This window comes from Nguyenibacter vanlangensis, assembly GCF_013376155.1.
In the GTDB taxonomy this organism is placed as follows: domain Bacteria; phylum Pseudomonadota; class Alphaproteobacteria; order Acetobacterales; family Acetobacteraceae; genus Gluconacetobacter; species Gluconacetobacter vanlangensis.
In genome coordinates, this window is the sequence record NZ_JABXXP010000001.1 from 15,621 (window position 1) to 35,668 (window position 20,048).

The window sequence follows — 20,048 nt, forward strand, 5'->3', positions numbered from 1 at the left end:
CTCCGTTTAACAAGAGGGGGACAGATGACCAACGTGAAAACGCCCCGCCGCCGACCGCGCAGCGACGGACAACGCAACAGAGAACATCTCCTGGAAGTGGCCAAAGCCGCGTTTACGGCGGGCGAAGTCGACATTCCTCTGGATGAAGTCGCGCGGCGCGCGGATGTGGGCATCGGAACGCTCTATCGTCACTTTCCCAGTCGCGACGCTCTTATCGAGGCGGTCTATCGCGCTGAACTGGACCGCCTTGCCGAATCAGCGCCGGTTCTTGCAGCGGAACATCCGCCGGTGGAGGCCCTTCGCGCATGGATGCGATTATTCGTGGATTACATCGCCGCCAAGCAGGTCATCGCACCGGCACTCAATAGGCTGGTCGGAGGAACGAGCACGCTTTATGCTCAGTCCGGCGCCGTCCTCCAGACTGCGATCGACAAGCTCGTAGCTGCTGCGGTGGAAAGCGGGGATCTCAACGCGGATATCGAGCCGCTCGATCTGCTTCGCGCCCTGGCTGGCGTCTCCAATTTCTCGTCCGGGCCGGGCTGGGAGAAAAGCGCGAAACGCCTCGTTGACATTCTCATCGCGGGCTCGCGGTCATCAGCGTCGTAACGACGCAGGTCCCACGGCTTTGTCCGCTTAGCGGTCCCACTGCTCGTATTTTTCGCAATGCTGCAAATGAGGCCGCAACAGCCGCGATTGCATCACCTTCAGACTGAACACCATACGGCGCCATCGGAAATCCACAAGACGCTCACCGGGCAGGCCCTGCTCGTATACCGCGCCCCTCTTTGCAGAGCTTCTTGCCGGCCACGTCTCCGTCACCGGCTCACCATCATTCGGTCGTTCAAAATCCGAATCGAGCGCGAGAATAAAAGCATGATGACGCTGGCAGCGGCGATTCCACTGCCCACCGCCAGCAAGCGCGCCGTGCCGAGCGCGTGCGCCAGCAGACCGCACGACGCATAGGCGACCGGCGCCATTCCCTGTGCACATACGCTGAAAATGGCGCTGACACGCGACACGGCCTCTTCGGGAACGTTCCGCTGTATCGTCGTCTGCGCGACAAGGTTCTGGACCACCATCCCGGCCCCGAACGCGACCCCGCCCAGGGCCAGAAACGGCACCCCCACCCCGTTCAGCAGCAGAAGCAGCGGGATGATCGACACCGCCGTCGCGACCTCGTACATCACAAGCGGGCGTGACGCCCGGACGACCAGCAGAATGAGCGCGGCCAGGATACCCCCGACGCCGATCCCGGCCGACACGATGCCCCAGGACCGGGCGCCATGGCTGGCAGTCGCCAGCGACGCCGGCCCCAGGACGAGGAAGGGGGCGAAAACCGCCAGGTTCATGACCCCGTACTGCATGGTGATCAGTTGCAGCCAGCGCAGACGGCGAAACACCGCCCAGCCGGTGGCCAGGCGCGCGGCAAATGACGTGTGCGGACGTTCTGGCATGGCGCGGATTTCCAGCCTGGCAAGGCAGAGCGCGCTGAAGGCATAGGTCAGGGCATTGAAACCGATCGCCAGCACCGGCCCGTGGCTGGCGATCAGCAGTCCGGACAGCATGGGCCCCAGGATTGCGGTGATGGAGCCGGCAAGACTCAGAAGACTGTTCACCCGATGCAGATGCCACGCCTCGACCAGAAGCGGAATCAGGCCGAATTCCGCCGGCCCGTAAAACGCGTTGCCGGTTCCGATCAGCGCCACCAGCACAATCAGCAGCGGGATCGACGGATGGGGCCCGGACATCAGGACGGCGATCAGCCCCTGGCTGGCACAGCGCAACAGGTCCGCACCGATCATCAGGCCGCGCCGTGACCACCGATCAGCGATCGCGCCGGCCGGCAGGGTCAGCAGCACCGTGGGCGCCGCCTGTGCCGCCAGGACGAGGCCAAGGACGATGGTGGATTGGCCATGCAGCAGCAGCGCGAACGTCAATGCCAGGCTGACCATGGACGTGCCCAGCGTCGATACCGTCGTCGCCACAAGATACAGGCCGACATTCCGGGTCAGCCAGTGCCTCATCGACCGCGGGCACTGGCGTGGGTGGGAAAAGGCGACACGCGACGCTCCGAAAGATCCAAGGAAGTTCCAGACGGACCCGTCCTGAAGACAGGGCGGCGGCCGATCAGTTCATGAACGCCGATAAAACCCGCATCGTCGCCATCTGTTCCCGTCCGGCACACGGCTCTGCCGGGGAGCAGACCCGATGCCCGCCGGCTGCAAACGTGATGCCGGCGCCACGGAAGGCGACGTCACCGCCAACGAAGACTTGATGCGCGAGCATGGCGTGTTGCGGCGTATTCTGACTGTCTATCGCGAGGCCGCGCCGTGCATCGAGGCCGTGCATCGAGACGAATGCCGCAAACGTGGACATGGCGGCGCTCCTTCGGTTCACGGATATGGCTCTAGCTGATTGTTTTGGCGCGCATCTTTATCCAACCGGATGCGTCCATCCGGTCGGATGATGCTTTAGTGCCCTGCCCGAGAAATTCTTATGAGAATTTCTCGGATCAGCAGGCCACTAAAATATTGATTCTAGTGTCTTTTCGATTCCGAAATTCGCTTGCCAATTTCGGAATCGGAACACTAGGCCTCAGCGAACCGGCCGGGTCCACCGCGCCACCTCCCGGCGGCTGGCACGTCACCCGGAACGCTCCGAAGCCGCCGGTCTGCGACGCGCAGCAGGAGAGCAACGAACCTTGCATGACTCGGTAAAGATGGCGCTGGACGAGACGCGTACCCTGATTCTGGGGGCTCAGATCCTGCTCGGCTTCCAGTTCCAGGCCGCCTTCCAAAACCGGTTCGACAGCCTGCCGACGCATGCCCGCGCGATGGCGGCCGGGGCACTGGGCCTGATGCTGCTCACCACCGGCCTGCTGATCGCACCGTCAAGCTATCATCGCATTGCGGCGGACGGCTACAGCACCGGGCATTTCCTCCGGATGGTCACCTATATGACCGCATCGGCGCTGCTGCCGTTCACGATCGCCTTCGGGCTCGACGTCGCGATCGCGGCGGAACATATTCTCGACGGAAACGGACGGGCGGGCGGAGCGGTTGGCGCGGGCCTCGCCGGTCTTGCCCTCGTCGCCTGGTATGGCACGGGCATGATGATGAAACGCCACATCGGCACCGCCGAACGGCATGCGGCCGGCATGCGACGGAACCGGCGCGTTCTACCCCCGCTGCATGCCAGGATCGAGGCGATGCTGACCGAAGCACGCGTCATCCTGCCGGGCGCACAAGCGCTTCTGGGCTTCCAATTGGTCATCGTCTTCGCCGCCGCATTCGAAACCCTGCCCGCTGGATCGCGCCTGGTCCACGGGGCAGCCCTGCTGTGCGTGGCGTTGTCCGTCATCCTATTGGTCATGCCCGCAGCGCTGCATCGCATCGTCTGGGCAGGCGAAGACAGCGAAAGGTTCCTGAGCGTCGGCGGGGCCGTCACGGCCATGGCCCTGGTCCCGTTGGCCCTGGGCCTGGCGGGCGACAGCTATGTCGTGATCGCCCGGATCGCGGGGCCGCGCACCGGCGCCGCCACGGCCATCGCCGTCGCATGCCTGCTGTATGGGTTATGGTTCGCCTGGCCGATGGTCATGCGACGGTCCCGAAACGCGTAATCCGCCGCATCGTTGACTCCGGACCGGCCGGGGCCGCGGCGCCCACGCCGTGGACCTAGTCCCAAAAACCTCCGGCACAAGGGATCCACGGAATGCCCGAAGCCCAAATTATCCTGATGCGGCATGCCGAAAAGCCGGACAAAGACCGGAACGAGATCGGTCTGTCCCCTGCCGGTCAACCGGATGAGCACGCGTTGAGCGCTCGCGGCTGGCAACGCGCCGGCGCGCTTGCCCTGCTGCTCGGCCGCGACTCACGCGTCCAGGTGCCACTACCGACGCCCGACAGGATCCTGGCCTCGGCGTTTCGCAAGAACGGGGGCCGCAGCCACCGGCCGGAACAGACCGTCCAGCCCCTTGCCGACCGACTGTCCCTGTCCCTCGACCTGACCTGGAGCCTGAATCAGGAACAGGCACTGGCGTCGGACCTGCGCCGGCGGACCGGGGTTCATCTGGTCTGCTGGCAACATGACGGTCTGCCGGCACTGGCACGCGCCATCGCCGCGCCCGACGACCTGACGGAAATTCCCGAAACCTGGGCATGGCCAAGCGAGCGTTTCGACGTATTCTGGCTGCTCAGCCGGGCCTCCGCAACCACCCCCTGGCGCTTCGCGCAACATTGCCAGTGCCTGCTGCCCGGCGACGCCGACCGGCCATTGCTCCTTTCGCCCCCGGTCAACGACCATTGACCGGTCCGGTTTCTCCATACCGATCCGTCGCGGATCGAGCACGGCCTGGTGTTGGCCTGCGGCATCAGCGGCACAGTCCGAACCCCGTCGCCTGGAAATGGAAATGGCTGGCATGCAGCCTGTCATAATCCGGCGATAGAACGGTTTCGAAGACCCCACAGGATTCGTCGCGAATCCTGCGGAGAAAAACCGCATCGACACCCTGGCCGTTCCATGCGCCGAGTGGGATTTCACGTCCGTCCGCCAGAACGAATGCCGATACGTCGATCGCATTGGCTGTGGCATGGCTGCTCCGGATACCCGGACGATCGCGCACATCGCGGCAGGCAAAGCTGCCGACATGCCGAATGCGCGCAAGTCCGGTACCGAATACCGACCGGGCCACGGGAAGGGCGACATCGGTTTCGAACAGCGCCCAGCGGACCGCGAGGTCGCAGGATGCCAGAAAGCTTTCCGGCTCCATGGCGACAGGCCCTCCGGAGACGGTAAAGATATCGCTCAACGGGCACGTTGCCGTGCCACCGCTGGCCTGCGGCTTAACCCGTAAGGGCGCGGTCCGCAGGGCGGCGCGGCAGAATTCCGGAAAAAAGGCAGTGATCCGAAGCTTCAGCGGCGTCATGACGGTACGAGGCGCGCGCAAATCCAGAGGCAAGGCAGGATCATAGGACGGCGGAAGCCACCTGCTGTGGAAAACGAGCATGGCGACGATCGCAAGGCCGGCGATGAAGATCGCGAAATGCAGGAAACGCAAGGACGCCTCCGTCATTCGACATGATGCCGCAAAGGTCCCCCCTCCTTTCCACAGCACGATTCCGAACAGCCGCCATCAAGAAACATTCTTTTTATATCTTAGATTTTTCTTTTCAATTCCGATTGGCCGACTTCAAGATATCGTGCGAGCAAAAAAATCCACATGCCCTTTGGCAAGCACGTCGCCATGCCAACCTATCTTTCGTGATCCAACCAGAGGAGGCCATCATGGCGGATCCGATCACGGACAAAATCGACGAAACGCATGAGCTTATCGCCTCGGACAAGGTCGAGGGCACGGCGGTCTATTCGCGCACCAACGAGAAACTGGGGACCGTCAACCATTTCATGGTCGACAAGCGCACGGGCCATGTCGCCTACGCGGTGATGAGTTTTGGTGGCTTCCTGGGTCTGGGCAGCCGCTATCATCCCCTGCCGTGGAGTGCCTTGACTTACGACCCGAATCTGGGGGGCTATGTTGTGGACTTGACGCCGGAACAACTGAAATCGGCGCCCAGCTATACGTCGGAAGCCCTGCCAAATTGGGATGATCAAGTATACAGTCATCGGATCGATGAATATTACGAAGGCACCATGGGACACTGAACACGATATCGACCTTCGATATCTTTCATTGCAGTGTGTCCTTGCGCCGTACTCGACATCAGGTCAATCGATACGGGGTGCCGCCATTATGTGGCGGCACCCTGGATAACGCGACCACCCGTCAATGCGGCCGCTGATCGGGCGGAATGCCGCCCGGCGCCGGATTGTGCGCGCGCTTTATCTCCTCGGGCGAGGCCGGCCTCATCTTCAAAGGGGGCTTCGGAGTTGGAGAGACCTGGTCCCGTTTCAATTGAGGCCAGTCAGGCAATTTTTCGGAAGGCGGGACAGTCTTCCGCTTCTGGTCGGTGCTATTTCCTGATTGCGGTTTCATCGCCGACGGTGAAGGTGGAGCTTGCGGAATGTCGGGCGGTTGCGCAGCCATGATCGTATACGGCACCAGTGCAAGAGCTGCCGACAAAATTATGGGCATTCGCTTGGACACCTTGTTCCGCATCTGAATGCGGCATCCATGGAAATCACATGTTTTTCTTGAAAATCTTTCGATCGGCATGCTGATTTTTTTATTTATCCTCATGATCCCGCTCTCCATTGAAGGCATATCGTGCCAACGGTCTCCCCACGACCGGGTTGCGGCGAAAATTTCGGATCGCTCTCCCTTACGCGAACGCCGGATCGATCGAAGAAGAAAATTGCCCATTTGAAATATTTCATTCACGTATTTCACCAAACAATTTAATAACAGTGCTTTAGATACTCAAGACAGAGCTTAAGCTTTTTCAATTTTGCCTCACATAATGGTGTTAATTTTTTTGACAATTATGGATATTTTTGTGCTTTTATTTGCATGCGGGTCGTCGGCCTAAGGCGAAACGCTTCTCTCTTAAATCGACAGGAGGAAATAATGGCCCAGACACGTGGCTTCGGTGCGATGGATGAAAAGAAACAACAGGATATCGCGTCGAAGGGCGGCCAGAGCGTCGCCCCTGAAAACCGATCTTTTTCCAAGGATCATGAACTCGCCGCCGAAGCCGGCCGCAAGGGCGGGCAAAGCGTGGCACCCGAGGATCGCTCCTTCTCCAAGGATCATGAACTCGCCGCCGAGGCCGGCCGCAAGGGCGGACAAAGCGTGGCGCCCGAGGATCGCTCTTTCTCCAAGGATCATGAACTCGCCGCCGAAGCCGGCCGCAAGGGCGGACAAAGCGTGGCGCCCGAGGATCGCTCCTTTTCCAAGGATCATGAACTCGCCGCCGAGGCCGGCCGCAAAGGGGGCAGCGCAAGTCACGGTTCGGACGACACCGGCGACGGCAGCTAGAGCAGATCCCATTCAGACGGAATCGTTTGAATGGGTGAAGATACTCGATAAAATAACGACATAGAGCATTTCCGCTGAACCGGTGTTCAGTGGAAATGCTCTAAGGTGTAATCTCCCTCGGGAAAAACAGATTGGCAGAGAGCGGGAAAGCCGTGGCGCACCGCGCGACGGCTTTCCCGCTCTCATGCATCATTCAACGGACATGGAAATGCGGACCCTCATCCCCTTTTTCCACGTGTGCGGCCACGCTCCAGAGTCCGATCCTGCGCCGCCTTACCTTCCGCTTCGGCCTGGAATGTTTCGCCTTTCCGCTCTTTCTCTTTGGTACGTCTAAGATTTTCTTTATTTTTCCTTCCGGATTCCTGCCGTGTCGCGCCAGCCTCATGCAGCGCAATCGCGATCGCCTGCTGCGGCTTCTTCACCGGCTTTCCATCCTGCCCGCGCGTCTTGAGTTCTCCATGCTTGAACTCATGCATCACCCGTTCGACCGTCTCTTTCTGTTCCCTCGACTGTTTTGCCATGATGGCACTCCATTCGTGCGTAGCTTGCCGCCGACGTCCGTCCCATGGACTGCGGACCGCGAAACGCAGATGGAGACGGATACGGCATTATCAAGCGTGTCTTGCCAGTTCCTTTGGTTTTTTTCCAATGTGTTTTTGATATGACCTTGCCCCCTGAAATTGAAGTAAGTGCCAGATTATAAGACGTGATTGGCGTAGGTCATGATGCGATGGACATCATCCATGATATCCGGGGCAACCTCAGCGCTGCCGTCATCGTTACGGCCATATCGATCTGCCGCCGATCCGGCCGATTGTGACGCGGAGTGGAACCGTTCGATGGCCGCTGCCGGGCTGTGGCCGGCGTTATCGGGCCGAGGCACGAACATGACCGCCGCCACCAGGGCGATCAGCGACACGCTGCTCTCGGCCCGGATCTGTGGACGTGGCGGCGGCAGTTGCGGTGGGGGCGAGCTTGGCGGCTGGGCTCGCGTCAATAATGCATCCCTCAAAGCCTGGGACTAAACGCTTAGGCTCTATGACGACTTGACCGACGCAGAGCCTGTGGCGGCTGTCCATAAACGCGCAGGCATGCACGACGCATGCGTTCGAGATCACGGAAGCCGACATGCAAGGCGATCTGGTCGAGCGGTTCGCTCGTATTTTCGATACGTGGGAGAGCGGCGTCACACCGCAGGCGCTCAACAGCGCGAGCCGGCGTCTCCCCCGTCTCCACGACGAACTGTCGGGCAAACTGGCGTGGACTGATCTTCGCGACATCTGCCAGTTGCTCAACCGACAATGGCTCCCGCAAGTGCGTATGAATATAGGCAATAGCATCGCGAATGCGCCCCGGGCGCGGCTCCAGGTCGAGAAGAGTCGAAAACTGAGATTGGCCGCCACTGCGGCGATGATAAACCACAAGTTCTCTTGCGACAGCCTTTGATGTTTCGATCCCAAAATCATCTTCGATCATCGCCAGTGCAAGGTCAATGCCGGCGGTAATGCCGGCCGAGGTCCAGATCGCACCGTCGTGAATGAAAATCCGGTCGGCCTCGACCTTGAGCAAAGGGTATCGACGCTGGAGATCAGCCGTATGACGCCAATGGGTCGTCACGCGATGTCCGTCAAGCAGCCCGGCTGCCGCCAGAACGAACGTTCCTGTGCAGACGCTGGCGCTGCGCCGCGCATGGGGCGCCAGCATGCGCACGAGTGCGATCAGATCAGTCTGCCGGGGGAGCATCTCCGTGTCGGGGGCCCCCACGATCACAAGCGTATCGAGGCGCCCGGGCACAGATGGCTGGGCGGTGTCGATTGTCACTCCCGATGAACTGGCCACGAGCCCACCGGACACCGAGACGGTCCGGATGTCATAGCCCGTCGGATGAAAGTCGCGCGCCAGATGAAACGCGCATAACGGGCCACTCACGTCGAGGAGTTCGAAGCCGGGAAACACGACGAACCAGATGGTAAGGGTATCGGAGAGAGCCGGCATCATCGTCTGTCCACTCATGGCAGAATACGAGGTATATATGTCATTTCTGCCACAGGCGACAGAGAATAAAGTCCGAATGAGACGACACGCCTCATGAGGCAGGCGGTCGCCGGATGGTCGCGACACCGTTGTCAGGATCGTCGGAGCCGGAAACAAAAAAGGAGCTTACGTCATGATAGATACGCTTCGTTCTGGGACGAGCATCAATGGCATCGTTGTGCCGGACTCTTCTCTTGGCCGCGCGATCACGGAGTTCATTCGTGATACCGAAAGCGAACTGCTCTTTAATCATTCAAGCCGCGTCTACTTCTTCGGCGCGCTTGCCGGGCAGCAGCGCGAACTGACCTTCAATCCCGAACTCCTCTATGCTGCCGCGATGTTCCACGATATCGGATTGATGCCATCGCACAGCAGCGAGACTCTTCGCTTCGAAGTTGACGGCGCCAATGCCGCGCGGGACTTCCTCAAGAGTCACGATGTCGATCCATCTGATATCGAAAAGGTCTGGACGGGCATCGCCCTCCATACGACCCCAGGCGTGCCGGAATTCATGCATCCCGTGATCGCGCTCACCACGGCCGGCGTCGAAATGGATGTTCTCGGCCTTACATACGACCAATATCCCGACGCGGCCCGCGAGGCAATCGTCGCCGCCTTTCCAAGGACACCGAATTTCAAGGAAGATATCATCCAGGCATTCTACGACGGCATCCGCCATAAGCCGGACACGACCTTCGGTAACGTAAAGGCGGATGTGATCGCTGATAAAGAGCCGCATTTTCACAAAGGAAACTTCTGCTCAATCATCCGCACTTCGCGCTGGAATGCCTGATCCCGACCGCATGCCTGTGGTTACTCGATCGTGCAGGCTTCCGCATGCCAGTCAGTGCTATATGAAGCGCAAGGGAGTCCGGGAACATTTCATGAATGTACCCCTCGGCCTGCTCCAGATGACCGCGCTTCAGCCCCAGGAGCGCCAATATTCATATCAACGGGTATGTCATTGCCGGAGGAGGCGGCCGAGGCTGCACGTTCGGCAATCCGATGAAAGATATCACGACGCGTTACGGGCCCGATGGCCTGATCAGACTGCTCAAGCAGTCCTCTTATAACTCTATCCTCACCTATGGCCGCCTGCCCGAATATGGAAAGTATCGCGACCATCCATCTCTCGGAAACGAGACTGTCGCCGCAGCACAGGTTCTCGCTGCCGGATGCGAATAAGCCAAACCGCGGCCGGTTACCCTGCTTCCGGAGGGGTAACGAGGAGGGCGTCCCTGAAGCCGCGGACCTGTTCAGTGAGGCGGACAAGATCGGATACCGGAGCGCCAATCGCTTGAGCAGGGTCGCCGCGAAGCATGTTGCGTCCTGGCGCAACGCAACGCCTTTCGAACGCAGCGTTACGACGACCTGGCGCTCATCGTCCGAATTGCGTTGGCGTCGCACGAATTCCGCAGCTTCCAGATGCATCACGAGAGGCGTTATCGTACTCGACTCCAGTGCGAGGCGATCGGCGACCGCTCCGACGGATTGCCCGTTCTTCTCCCAGAGCACGTTCATGACGAGATATTGCGGATAGGTGGTACCAAGCCGAAGCAACTCTTCGCAACGGGCTATTCCGCTTGTTTCCCTTTACCGAAGCGGCGATCACGTGAGATCGCCGTTGGTGTAGCGAGCGGCCGGAAGCGAACGCGAGAGGTTCGGCATCAAGGCATGGCGGGCGTTCTCGTAGGCTTCCCAGTCCGCGACATCGGGCAGCGAGGGGATCGTCACCAATTCGCCCTGGTCCAGCCCCGCCAGAGCGGCGTCGACCATGTCCGTTGCCTTCATGACGATGCCGGACGGCAGGTGCTCGATCGGCGTGCCCGCCGCATTCCAGAACTCGGTGGCCGTGGCACCCGGCAGAACCGCCTGGACGTTGACACCGGTACCAGCCAGTTCCTTGTGCAATGACTGGGTCAGCGCCAACACGAAGGCCTTGGTGCCACCGTACACACCGTTCAGGACTTCAGGCGCAATGGCGCCAATCGACGAAATATTGACGATTAGCCCCTGTCCGCGGGCCACAAAACCCGGTAGCGCGGCATAGGTGAGTCGCGTGAGAGCGGTGACGTTCAGCCCGATCATCGCCTCCATCGCGTCGATATCGGATTGGAGAGCGGGCGCCGTCGCGCCGACACCGGCATTGTTGACCAGCGTGGTGATGCTGTGATCAGTCTTCAGGATGTCTGCCACCCGGCGGACGTCTGCGTCCTGACCCAGATCGGCGGTTACGACCTCAACGGACCGACCGGTCTCGTCGCTGATCCGCGCCGCCAGTTCGTCGAGCCGTGCGCGATTGCGCGCGACCAGGATCAGGTCATAACCGCGTCGGGCCAGCCGGTCCGCGTAGATCGCGCCGATCCCCGACGATGCTCCCGTCACCAGCGCCGTTCCCGGATGTTGCGTTGCCATTACCTTGGTTCCTTTTCGATGCGAAGGCGTGATGCCGTCGCTGGGTGGAACCATAGGCGGGCTGGCTTTTGTCTTGAATGTCGTATAAGCGTCAATTCAAGACAAAGGAGATCGCAGCTATGCAGCGCGTCGGGTTCATCGTCTACCCGGGGTTCCAGATCATAGGTCTCGCCGCTGCGACGGCGTTCGAGGTTGCCAATCTCGTCAGCGATCCGCCGGTCTACGAAGTATCGGTCCACTCGGAGAGCGGCGGCAAGATCCGGGGATCAGACGCCGTTTCGGTCGACAGCGCGACGTTGGACGACACGCATTTCGACACCCTGATCGTCTTGGGCGGGACGGGGATCCCCGATCCTTCGCTGGGGCTGGTGGAGCATGTTCGAATTGCCGCCAGAAGCGTACGTCGCCTCGCGTCGATCTGCACGGGTGCCTTCGTCCTGGCGGAAGCCGGATTGCTGGACGGTCGGCGCGCGACCACACACTGGCTTATGGCCTCCGAATTGCGCACCCGGTTTCCGGCGATCAAGGTGGAAGAGGACCGGATCTTCCTGATTGACGGCGCAATCTGGACCTCCGCCGGCATGAGTGCCGGGATCGACCTCGCGCTGGCGATGATCGAAAAGGATCTGGGCCGGGACATCACGCGATCAGTCGCGCAGAAGCTGGTGCTCTATCACCGTCGCGCCGGTGGCCAGTCGCAGCATTCGACCTTGTTGGCACTGGAACCGAAATCGGACCGGATTCAGAATGCCCTGGATCATGCCCGGCGCAATCTGCGGAATAGTCTGTCCGTCGAGGAGCTGGCCGAGGCCGCGCATCTCAGTCCCCGCCAGTTCAGCCGCCTCTTTCACGCCGAAACCGGGGAATCACCCGCCAAGGCGATCGAACAATTGCGCATCGAAGCCGCGCGCCTGATGCTGGAACAAGGTCGCCATCCGATTGAAGTCATCGCGCGCGAAACCGGCTTCGACGACCGCAACCGGATGCGCAGAGCCTTTCTGCGCGCCTATGGCGTGCCGCCGCAGGACATCAGGCGCAACCTCGCGGAGGTATAGGCCCGTCCGCCGCCCTTATCCACCGCCGATCATCAGCAACCCGGCCCGCACGCCGTTTTCCAGGATCGCATCGGACTCGGCCCCCGGCCCGATCACGCGCGCCAGTTGCAGCGTGCCGATCATCAACCCATAAAGCGCCTGTGCGGTCGCCCGCCGCGCCGCCGGCGTACCGGCAGGCAGGCTGTCCGCGATCTGCCCGACGAATTCCTCGCACGCGGCACGGAAGGCATCGCGCGTTTCTTCCGGATGCCGAGCGATTTCGGCCGACAATGCGGCCGCGACACATCCCCCACCCGGATTGTCGCGATGAGACAGGCTGAGATACCGGCGCAACCAGATCTCGGGCGGCGCGCCATCACGGATCGCCTGCACGGTGGCACCGCCGGCACTCTCGCGCATCGTGTCCAAGGTCTGCCGGACCAGATCCTCTTTCGACTCGAAATGTGTGTAGAACGCGCCGTTGGTCAGGCCGGCATCCGTCATCAGCCCGGCAATGCCGGCAGCCGCGATCCCATCCTGGCGAAAGCGCCGGCCCGCCACGTCGATGATATGCCGGCGCGTTTCCTCCCGACGACCTTTCTGATAGCGCATCCGTCCCTCTCGTCCCTGCTGCCGGAATTTAGGTCCGCGCCTATTGCATTACAATCATAATTCTACATTATGACCGTAATTCAATTGGAGACGCAGACAATGAGGCTACGTGACAAGATCGCCCTGATCACCGGTGGCAACAGCGGTATCGGCCTTGCAACGGCCGAGCGCTTCATCCAGGAAGGGGCACGGGTCGCGATCACGGGTCGCGACCGGAAGACGCTCGATGCGGCAGCGGCGAAGCTGGGGCCGAACGCGCTCGCCATACAGGCCGACCTGACAGAGGACGGCGCGGCCGAGCGTGCGATCGCCGCCACAATCGAGCGATTCGGCGCACTCGATGTCCTGTTCCTCAATGCCGGTATCGCGGGCAATACGCCGGTCGGGACGACGATCCGCGCAGATTTCGAACGCATTATCGCGACCAACCTGACTGCCGTCTTCTTCACCGCGCAAGCGGCTGCCCCTCACCTGAAGAAGGGTGGATCGATCGTTCTCAACGGATCGGTACACCAGGTACTGGGCATTCCGGGAGCGTCTGCCTATGCCGCAAGCAAGGGCGGGATCGGCGCGATGAACCGCGTTCTGGCATCGGAATTCGCACCGCGCGGCATCCGGGTGAACAGCGTGGTGCCGGGCGCCACCCGCACGCCGATCTGGGCCGCGCGCGCGACGACCCCCGAGGCGCTGGCAGCGCTGGAAAATGGCTATTCCCGCTCCATTCCGCTGGGCCATTTCGGCGAAGCCGTGGATATCGCCAACGCGGTGCTGTTCCTGGCCTCAGATGAGGCACGGCATATCACCGGCACCGAGATCGTCGTCGATGGCGGCACGATCGGCGCGCCTGCCGGCTCCCCGATTTTCCGCGCCGAAACGTAAGACGACCACGATGTCCGAGAGCGCCAATGAGAGGATCGCCGACCTCATCGAAATCACCCCGATCAGCGAGCCCCGCGTGGCGGATCGCAAGGCGCGGACACGCGACGCCATCCTGACGGGACCGATCGCCGGAACATTGATGCGGCTCGCGCTGCCGACGATCGCCGTACTCCTGGCCCAGACGGCGGTCGGGGTGGCCGAAACCTACTATGTCGGTGTCCTGGGGACCGAGGCGCTGGCTGGCGTAGCACTGGTCTTTCCCGTCTATATGCTGATGGTCACCATGTCGAACGGTGGCCTGGGCAGCGGGGTGGCGTCGGCGCTCGCGCGGGCGATCGGCGCCGGGCGGCAGCACGACGCCGACGCTCTGGTGCTGCATGCCATCGTGCTGGCCGCGATCGCCGGCGCGGTTTTTACCGTCGGGCTGCTCTGCGGCGGTCCCGCGCTCTATGGCGCGCTGGGCGGAAACGGCGCGTCCCTGCGCGCGGCGCTGGCGTACTCGAATACCGTTTTCGGCGGCGCGGCCGCGATCTGGATCGTCAATCTGCTATCGGCCGCCTTGCGTGGGGCGGGGAACGTAAGGGTACCCGCACTGGTAACCCTGGTCGGGGCCGCGGTCATGATTCCGGCTTCTCCGGCCCTGATCTTCGGCTTCGGGCCGATCCCGCGTCTCGGCGTCGGAGGCGCCGGACTCGCGTTCGTGCTCTATTACGTCTGCGCGCTGATCGTCCTGTTACGCTACATGGCCTCGGGCCGGTCGGGCTTGAAACTGCGGATGGCACGCCTCGAATGGCGCCTGTTCGCGGATATCCTGAAAGTGGGCATCCCCACCGCATTGAATACGGTGCAGACGAATCTGACCGTCATCATCATGACCGGCGCGGTTGGAGGCCTCGGCGTCGACGCCATTGCCGGATATGGCATCGCCTCCCGGCTCGATTACGTGATGATCCCGATCCTGTTCGGCCTGTCCTCGGCCGTACTGACCATGGTCGGGATCGCGGTCGGCGCGGGACAGGCCGCTCGCGCGCGCAGGATTGCCTTGATCGGCGCAAGCGTGGGCGGTGCCTTCGCGGAAATCGTCGGGCTGGCCGTCGCCCTGGCCCCCACGCTCTGGAGCGGCCTGTTCACCGGCCAGGCCCCCGTCACGATAACCGCAACGACCTATCTGACGACAGTGGCCCCCACATACGGCTTCATGGCGGCGGGATTCGTGTTCGCCTTCGCCGTCCAGGGCGCAGGCCATGCCCTGTGGCCTTTTCTCGCCTATACCATACGGACAGTACTGGCGGCGGGTGGCGGGATGGTCGTCGTGCATGTCTTCCACGCCGGAATGGCGGCTTTGTCAGCCGCCGTGGCGATATCCTATATCGTTTTTGCCCCCATCTGCGGCGTGCCGATGCTGTCCCGGCGCCTGTGGCGCGTTTCCGTGAAACAGAACGCCACCTGACACACGAAGGCCATCGTGAAGCGCCGGCCATGCTCAGCGGCGCAGATTGATATCGTCCTCCAGCTGACGGACACCGTCCAGCCGTCATGCTGTCGTACATCGCTTCATCCCGTCGCCCGCCGATGACCCTAATGCCGGCTGCCCGGTCGATCGGCCGGACGCACGGGCATCGGCGACATCATGCGCGTTCGCCTCGGTGATTCCGGACCAGGCCGCGTCATCTTCCAGCAATCCCGCGAACGCCCCGAAAAACGCGACGATCTGTGCGTCCGATCTGATCGCCAGCGCCTTGAAGGCCGCCGAAGGGGCTGAGATATCGTCGCAGCCCCCGTCGGTCTGGCACAGCTCCAGCACATCTCCGGCCCGAAATTCATGCGCCAGGCCGGCCGCTACGGTGGCGGCACGGCCCGAGCTACCTCTTCGAAGCGTCCTTATCTTTGTTTTCGGGACGTAGGGAATGCCGCAGGCACGCCTTACTCTTTGGAAGCCCCCGTGAAATCCTTCGCCACCTCCGGCTCGCCGCCGTCAGGCTCGTTCGTCGGCTTTATGCGATACCAGATCGCATAAAGCGCCGGCAGGAACATCAGGATCAACCCGGTACCGGCCGCCGTGCCGCCGATCAGCGTATAGGCCAGCGAGCCCCAGAACACCGATTCCGTCAGCGGGATGAAGGCCAGCACGGCCGCCAGGGCCGTCAGGATGACCGGGCGGGCACGCTGCACGGTCGCCTCGACCACCGAATGGAACGGATCGAGCCCCGCCGCCTGATTGACCTTGATCTGTCCGATCAGGATCAGCGTGTTGCGCATCAGGATGCCCGACAGGCCGATCAATCCCAGGATCGCATTGAAACCGAACGGCTGATGGAAGATCAACAGGGTCGGGACGGTCCCGATCAGCCCCAGCGGAGCCGTCAGGAACACCATGAACATGCCGGAGATGGACCGGGTCTCGAACACCAGGACGACCAGGGTCAGCAGGATCATCACCGGAAAGATCGGCACCAGGGCCTTGTTGGCCTTTCCGGATTCTTCCGCGTTGCCGCCGGCTTCGATGCGATAGCCAGGGGGCAGCGTCGCGCGGACGGACGCCAGAGCCTGATCGATCTCCGTCGTGACCTGCGGCGGCTGCAGGTTTTCGTCGATATCGCTCTGAAGCGTGATCGTCGGAATCCGGTCACGCCGACGCAGGATAGGGTCTTCGGCACGGATCTCGACGTGACCGATCTGGCTGAGCGGAATCAATTGGCCCGTGCGGTTGCTGATGGTCATGTTGCCCAGCTTCGCCGGATCCAGACGATCCTGCCCCGCGCTGCGGACCACCAGATCGACGGTCCGGATGTCCTCGCGGATCTGGGTCACGGGCACGCCCAGCAGCAGGAACTGGATCTGTTCGGACGCTTCCTGGGGGGACAGGCCGATCAGTTGCAGCCGCGCCTGGTCCAGCACGAAATGCGCCGTCTGCACGCGCTCGCCCCAATCGGCATTGACCTGCCGCGTATGCGGATTGTTCCGCATGATCGTGCCGACCTGGGCCGCGATATCGCGCACCCGATCCGCATCCGGTCCCATGATGCGGAACATAACCGGGAAATGCGTGTAGGGGCCGAAGACGAACTGCGTCACACGGATCCGGGCATCAGGCGCCATCCCCTGAGCCACGGCCTGGCGCATACGATCGCGCAAGCGGTCGCGGTCCCGGGCGCTGGGAGTCAGGACGACGATTTTGGCAAAGGACGGATCAGGCAATTCCGGGTTGTACGCCAGGAAGAAACGCGGCGCGCCGGCACCCACATAGCTGGTGACGATCTTTGCCTCGGGCTGCGTCTTCAGCCATGCTTCCACACGGGCCGTGACCCGCGTTGTGGCTTCGATGCTGGTGCCCTCCGGCATCTGCACCTCGGCCAGCAGTTCCGGGCGGTCCGAACTGGGGAAGAATTGCTGCCGGACAGAGCCCATCCCGACGAAGGCCAGCAGGAACAATGCCAGCACCGCCCCCGCGACCATGAATTTGTGCCGCACGACCCATATGACGAGACGACGGAAGCGGCGGTAATTGGGCGTGGCGTAGATATGCTCATAGGCGCCCTCGATCCGCTTGATGTCCGGCAGCAGCTTGACGCCGAGATAGGGCGTGAACACCACGGCCACGAACCAGGAGGTCAGCAGCGCATAGCCGACGATCCAGAAAATGTTGCCGGCGTACTCGCCGGCGGTGGAGCGCGCGAAGCCGACCGGGGTGAAACCGATGATCGTGACCAGCGTGCCGGCCAGCATCGGGGCCGCCGTGTGGCTCCAGGCATAGGCGGCGGCCTTCGTGCGTTCGTACCCTTCCTCCAGCTTCACCACCATCATCTCGATCGCGATGATCGCGTCGTCGACCAGAAGGCCCAGCGAGATGATCAACGCGCCCAGCGTGATGCGGTCCAGCGCCCGGCCGGTCACCAGCATGATGACCATGACGATCGACAGCGTCAGCGGCACGGCTGCCGCGACGACGATGCCGACCCGCCAGCCCAGGCTGACCAGGCTGACGACCATCACGACGCCGAGCGCCACGAAGAATTTCAGCATGAACTCGCCGACGGCGGCATGAATGATGCCGGCCTGGTCCACGATTTTCGTCAGCGTGACCCCGACGGGCAGCCCCTCCCCCAGCGTCTTCTCCGCCGCGGCCAGGGACTGGCCGAGCTTCAACCCGTTCCAGTGATCCTGCATCACGACGTTCAGCACCAGAGTCTGGGCTCCGGCATGCCGGACAAGATAGGTCGGTGGGTCCTCGTACCCCCGCTCCACCGTCGCGATGTCCGAGATCTTGAGAGTCCGGCCGCCCGCCGCGATGGGGATGTCACGAATTTTCTGCAGGTCGTCCAGCGCGCCATCCAACCGCACGAAGACCTGCGGGCCGCGCGTATCGATCGAACCCGCGGCCGTCACCGCATTCTGACGTTCGAGCGCCGCGAACACGTCCTGCGTGCTGATCCCGAGCGTGACCAGTCTGGCATTGGAAAAATTGACGAAGATCCGTTCCGGTCGCTCGCCGACAATATCGACCTTGCGCACGCCCGGCACATGCAGCAGGCGCTGCCGCACCGTTTCGGCCTGGCGGACCAGCAGGCGTTCGGGCAGCCCATGGCCGTCCAGAGCGTAGACGGCGAAATCGACATCGGAATATTCGTCATTGACGAACGGTCCCTGCACGCCCTGCGGCAGAAGAGGCATGGTGTCGTACAGCTTCTTGCGCGTCTGGTAGAATTGCTCGGGAACGGCGGCAGGCGGCGTGTTGTCCTTGAGCGTGACCATCATCAGCGCCAGGCCCGGCCGGGTCAATGTTTCCACCCGGTCGTACCATTGCAGTTCCTGCACCCGCTTTTCCAGGGGATCGGCCACCAGGTCCTGCATTTCCTGCGCCGTGGCGCCCGGCCAGACAGCGGTCGCCGTCAGGGTTTTGACGGTGAAGGCGGGGTCCTCGGCACGGCCGAGACTGAAGAACGCATAGGCGCCCGACAATGCCAGCGCCACGATCAGGAACAATGTGATCCCGCGCTCGCGCACCGCGAGGGCGGACAGGTTGAACCCGCTCATTGCATCGCGACCTTTGTCGAGGCGATCTGGACATGCTCGCCGACATGCAGAGAGTGGCCGCCGGCCGCCGCAATCAGCATGCCCGGGCGAAGATCCGCACCGGGGACGACCGTCGCCGTATCCTCGCCGATATGTGCGATCTGTACCGGATGAAAGCTGACTGTCGAAGCCGGGCCATCCACGCTCCAGACGCCGGGCCCCTTGCCCTCGTCATCGACGGCGCCCAACGGCACGACGAGCGCGGGCGGATCGTCGCTGGCTTCAGGCAGATGGACACGCACCGTCGCCCCCAGCGGCGCGTCCGCACCTGGCCCGTCCATGACGTAACGGGCCTCGAACGTGCGGGTACGCGGGTCGGCGGCGTCGGACAATTGCCGCAGGTGCGCGGACACGCGGGAACCCTCGTCATACAGTTCGGCTTCCGCCGCGGAATGCAGCATCGGACGCACCCCTTCCGGCAGGTCGATCGCGGCCTCGCGCGGGCCGGCATGTGCCAGCACGATCACGGTCTGGCCGGCCGCGACGACATGCCCCGGTTCCGCCAGGGTTTGGACGACGACACCGTCTTCATCCGCCCGCAGCAGGGAATAATCATCCTGGTTGCGGGCAATCTTCTCCTGCGCGATCGCCGCATCCAGTTGCGCGCGGGCGCTGTCCGCTTCGGCCTTTACCTGATCGTAGGCCGAGGCCGCCACGGCACCGGTCGCGACAAGACCGCGATAGCGACGCTCATCCGCCGCGGCCTGGACCCAGCGGGCGCGCAACGATGCCACGCTGCCGACCTGGGTCGTCACGGCATGCAGGTAATCCGTCGGGTCGAGGCGCATCAGCACCTGCCCCTTTGAGACAGTCTGTCCCGTGTCGACCAAGCGTTCGACGATCTTGCCGGACACGCGAAAGCCGAGATCGCTTTGGACGCGGGCCGCTACGACCCCCGTGTAGACATGCTCGGCAGTCGCTGCGGGTTCGATCCGCACCGTCTCCACGATACGGTCGGCCGTGCGCGGATCAGGATCGTCTTTGGGCTTGCAGGCCGACAGCCCGAAAACGGTGCAGATGCCGGCCGCTGCAAGAAAGGATAGGCGTGTTCCAGCCATGTTCGGGCT

At 62.5% G+C, this 20,048-nt stretch carries 22 protein-coding genes; 9 read left to right on the forward strand and 13 right to left on the reverse strand.

The window, feature by feature from the left end; genetic code table 11:
* Positions 1–24 precede the first annotated feature (24 nt).
* Positions 25–606, forward strand: coding sequence for a TetR/AcrR family transcriptional regulator (locus HUK84_RS00070; protein ID WP_176638367.1), 582 nt, complete (start codon positions 25–27; stop codon positions 604–606).
* Between the two features lie 209 nt (positions 607–815).
* On the opposite strand, the gene HUK84_RS00075 is transcribed toward HUK84_RS00070, so the two are convergent.
* Both HUK84_RS00075 and HUK84_RS00080 read right to left on the reverse strand, forming a co-directional pair.
* Entirely contained in the window at positions 816–2,024 is a 1,209-nt protein-coding gene (locus HUK84_RS00075; RefSeq protein WP_176638368.1) for an MFS transporter, read from the reverse strand.
* A gap of 103 nt (positions 2,025–2,127) precedes the next feature.
* Complete coding sequence (locus HUK84_RS00080) at positions 2,128–2,376, reverse strand: hypothetical protein (RefSeq protein WP_176638369.1); 249 nt, start codon at positions 2,374–2,376, stop codon at positions 2,128–2,130.
* Positions 2,377–2,701: 325 nt separating this feature from the next.
* Between HUK84_RS00080 and HUK84_RS00085 the strand changes: the two genes are divergently transcribed.
* Together HUK84_RS00085 and HUK84_RS00090 are read left to right on the forward strand one after the other, a co-directional pair.
* Complete coding sequence (locus HUK84_RS00085) at positions 2,702–3,619, forward strand: DUF6328 family protein (RefSeq protein ID WP_246285229.1); 918 nt, start codon at positions 2,702–2,704, stop codon at positions 3,617–3,619.
* A gap of 92 nt (positions 3,620–3,711) precedes the next feature.
* Positions 3,712–4,305, forward strand: a complete 594-nt coding sequence (locus tag HUK84_RS00090) for a hypothetical protein (RefSeq protein ID WP_176638370.1) — start codon at positions 3,712–3,714, stop codon at positions 4,303–4,305.
* A 64-nt stretch (positions 4,306–4,369) separates the two neighbouring features.
* On the opposite strand, the gene HUK84_RS00095 is transcribed toward HUK84_RS00090, so the two are convergent.
* Positions 4,370–5,071, reverse strand: coding sequence for an extensin-like domain-containing protein (locus HUK84_RS00095; protein ID WP_176638371.1), 702 nt, complete (start codon positions 5,069–5,071; stop codon positions 4,370–4,372).
* Positions 5,072–5,283: 212 nt separating this feature from the next.
* Here HUK84_RS00095 and HUK84_RS00100 point away from each other — a divergent pair, with 212 nt between their 5' ends.
* Entirely contained in the window at positions 5,284–5,661 is a 378-nt protein-coding gene (locus HUK84_RS00100) for a PRC-barrel domain-containing protein (protein WP_176638372.1), read from the forward strand.
* 121 nt (positions 5,662–5,782) lie between these two features.
* On the opposite strand, the gene HUK84_RS00105 is transcribed toward HUK84_RS00100, so the two are convergent.
* Entirely contained in the window at positions 5,783–6,346 is a 564-nt protein-coding gene (locus HUK84_RS00105; protein WP_218064097.1) for a hypothetical protein, read from the reverse strand.
* A 120-nt stretch (positions 6,347–6,466) separates the two neighbouring features.
* On the opposite strand from HUK84_RS00105, the gene HUK84_RS00110 reads away from it, so the two are divergent.
* On the forward strand, positions 6,467–6,934 hold the full coding sequence (locus HUK84_RS00110; protein ID WP_246285231.1) for a con-10 family general stress protein: 468 nt from the start codon (positions 6,467–6,469) through the stop codon (positions 6,932–6,934).
* 218 nt (positions 6,935–7,152) lie between these two features.
* Here HUK84_RS00110 and HUK84_RS00115 read toward each other — a convergent pair whose 3' ends face one another.
* The 3 genes from HUK84_RS00115 to HUK84_RS00125 all read right to left on the reverse strand — a co-directional run bounded on the left by HUK84_RS00115 (position 7,153) and on the right by HUK84_RS00125 (position 8,932).
* Positions 7,153–7,455, reverse strand: coding sequence for a DUF6496 domain-containing protein (locus HUK84_RS00115; protein ID WP_176638374.1), 303 nt, complete (start codon positions 7,453–7,455; stop codon positions 7,153–7,155).
* Positions 7,456–7,631: 176 nt separating this feature from the next.
* Positions 7,632–7,853: a hypothetical protein gene (locus tag HUK84_RS00120; protein ID WP_176638375.1), complete on the reverse strand. Its 222-nt coding sequence runs from the start codon at positions 7,851–7,853 to the stop codon at positions 7,632–7,634.
* A gap of 110 nt (positions 7,854–7,963) precedes the next feature.
* Positions 7,964–8,932, reverse strand: coding sequence for a GlxA family transcriptional regulator (locus tag HUK84_RS00125; RefSeq protein ID WP_246285233.1), 969 nt, complete (start codon positions 8,930–8,932; stop codon positions 7,964–7,966).
* A gap of 169 nt (positions 8,933–9,101) precedes the next feature.
* Here HUK84_RS00125 and HUK84_RS00130 point away from each other — a divergent pair, with 169 nt between their 5' ends.
* Positions 9,102–9,761 (forward strand): HD domain-containing protein, encoded by a 660-nt coding sequence (locus HUK84_RS00130; RefSeq protein WP_176638376.1) that lies wholly within the window; start codon positions 9,102–9,104, stop codon positions 9,759–9,761.
* Between the two features lie 89 nt (positions 9,762–9,850).
* Here HUK84_RS00130 and HUK84_RS00135 read toward each other — a convergent pair whose 3' ends face one another.
* Together HUK84_RS00135 and HUK84_RS00140 are read right to left on the reverse strand one after the other, a co-directional pair.
* The gene (locus tag HUK84_RS00135) at positions 9,851–10,528 is read right to left on the reverse strand and encodes a transcriptional regulator, SarA/Rot family (RefSeq protein ID WP_281362703.1); all 678 of its coding nucleotides are present in this window, start codon (positions 10,526–10,528) and stop codon (positions 9,851–9,853) included.
* 48 nt (positions 10,529–10,576) lie between these two features.
* Positions 10,577–11,383 carry an SDR family NAD(P)-dependent oxidoreductase gene (locus HUK84_RS00140; RefSeq protein WP_176638378.1) on the reverse strand — a complete coding sequence of 269 codons (807 nt, stop codon included), beginning with the start codon at positions 11,381–11,383 and terminating at the stop codon, positions 10,577–10,579.
* 119 nt (positions 11,384–11,502) lie between these two features.
* On the opposite strand from HUK84_RS00140, the gene HUK84_RS00145 reads away from it, so the two are divergent.
* Positions 11,503–12,438, forward strand: coding sequence for a GlxA family transcriptional regulator (locus tag HUK84_RS00145; RefSeq protein WP_176638379.1), 936 nt, complete (start codon positions 11,503–11,505; stop codon positions 12,436–12,438).
* A 15-nt stretch (positions 12,439–12,453) separates the two neighbouring features.
* Here HUK84_RS00145 and HUK84_RS00150 read toward each other — a convergent pair whose 3' ends face one another.
* Positions 12,454–13,029, reverse strand: a complete 576-nt coding sequence (locus HUK84_RS00150) for a TetR/AcrR family transcriptional regulator (protein ID WP_176638380.1) — start codon at positions 13,027–13,029, stop codon at positions 12,454–12,456.
* A gap of 99 nt (positions 13,030–13,128) precedes the next feature.
* Here HUK84_RS00150 and HUK84_RS00155 point away from each other — a divergent pair, with 99 nt between their 5' ends.
* On the forward strand, positions 13,129–13,908 hold the full coding sequence (locus tag HUK84_RS00155; RefSeq protein WP_176638381.1) for an SDR family NAD(P)-dependent oxidoreductase: 780 nt from the start codon (positions 13,129–13,131) through the stop codon (positions 13,906–13,908).
* A 10-nt stretch (positions 13,909–13,918) separates the two neighbouring features.
* A complete protein-coding gene (locus HUK84_RS00160) occupies positions 13,919–15,358 on the forward strand; it encodes an MATE family efflux transporter (protein WP_176638382.1) in 1,440 nt (479 codons plus the stop codon).
* An 84-nt stretch (positions 15,359–15,442) separates the two neighbouring features.
* Here the strand turns inward: HUK84_RS00160 and HUK84_RS00165 are convergent, their stop codons facing one another.
* From HUK84_RS00165 to HUK84_RS00175, 3 genes are all read right to left on the reverse strand, one after another.
* Positions 15,443–15,712: a hypothetical protein gene (locus HUK84_RS00165; protein WP_176638383.1), complete on the reverse strand. Its 270-nt coding sequence runs from the start codon at positions 15,710–15,712 to the stop codon at positions 15,443–15,445.
* A 119-nt stretch (positions 15,713–15,831) separates the two neighbouring features.
* Positions 15,832–18,942 carry an efflux RND transporter permease subunit gene (locus tag HUK84_RS00170; RefSeq protein ID WP_176638384.1) on the reverse strand — a complete coding sequence of 1,037 codons (3,111 nt, stop codon included), beginning with the start codon at positions 18,940–18,942 and terminating at the stop codon, positions 15,832–15,834.
* Entirely contained in the window at positions 18,939–20,039 is a 1,101-nt protein-coding gene (locus HUK84_RS00175) for an efflux RND transporter periplasmic adaptor subunit (RefSeq protein WP_176638385.1), read from the reverse strand. Before HUK84_RS00175 ends, HUK84_RS00170 begins: the two co-directional genes overlap by 4 nt.
* Positions 20,040–20,048: the final 9 nt, after the last annotated feature.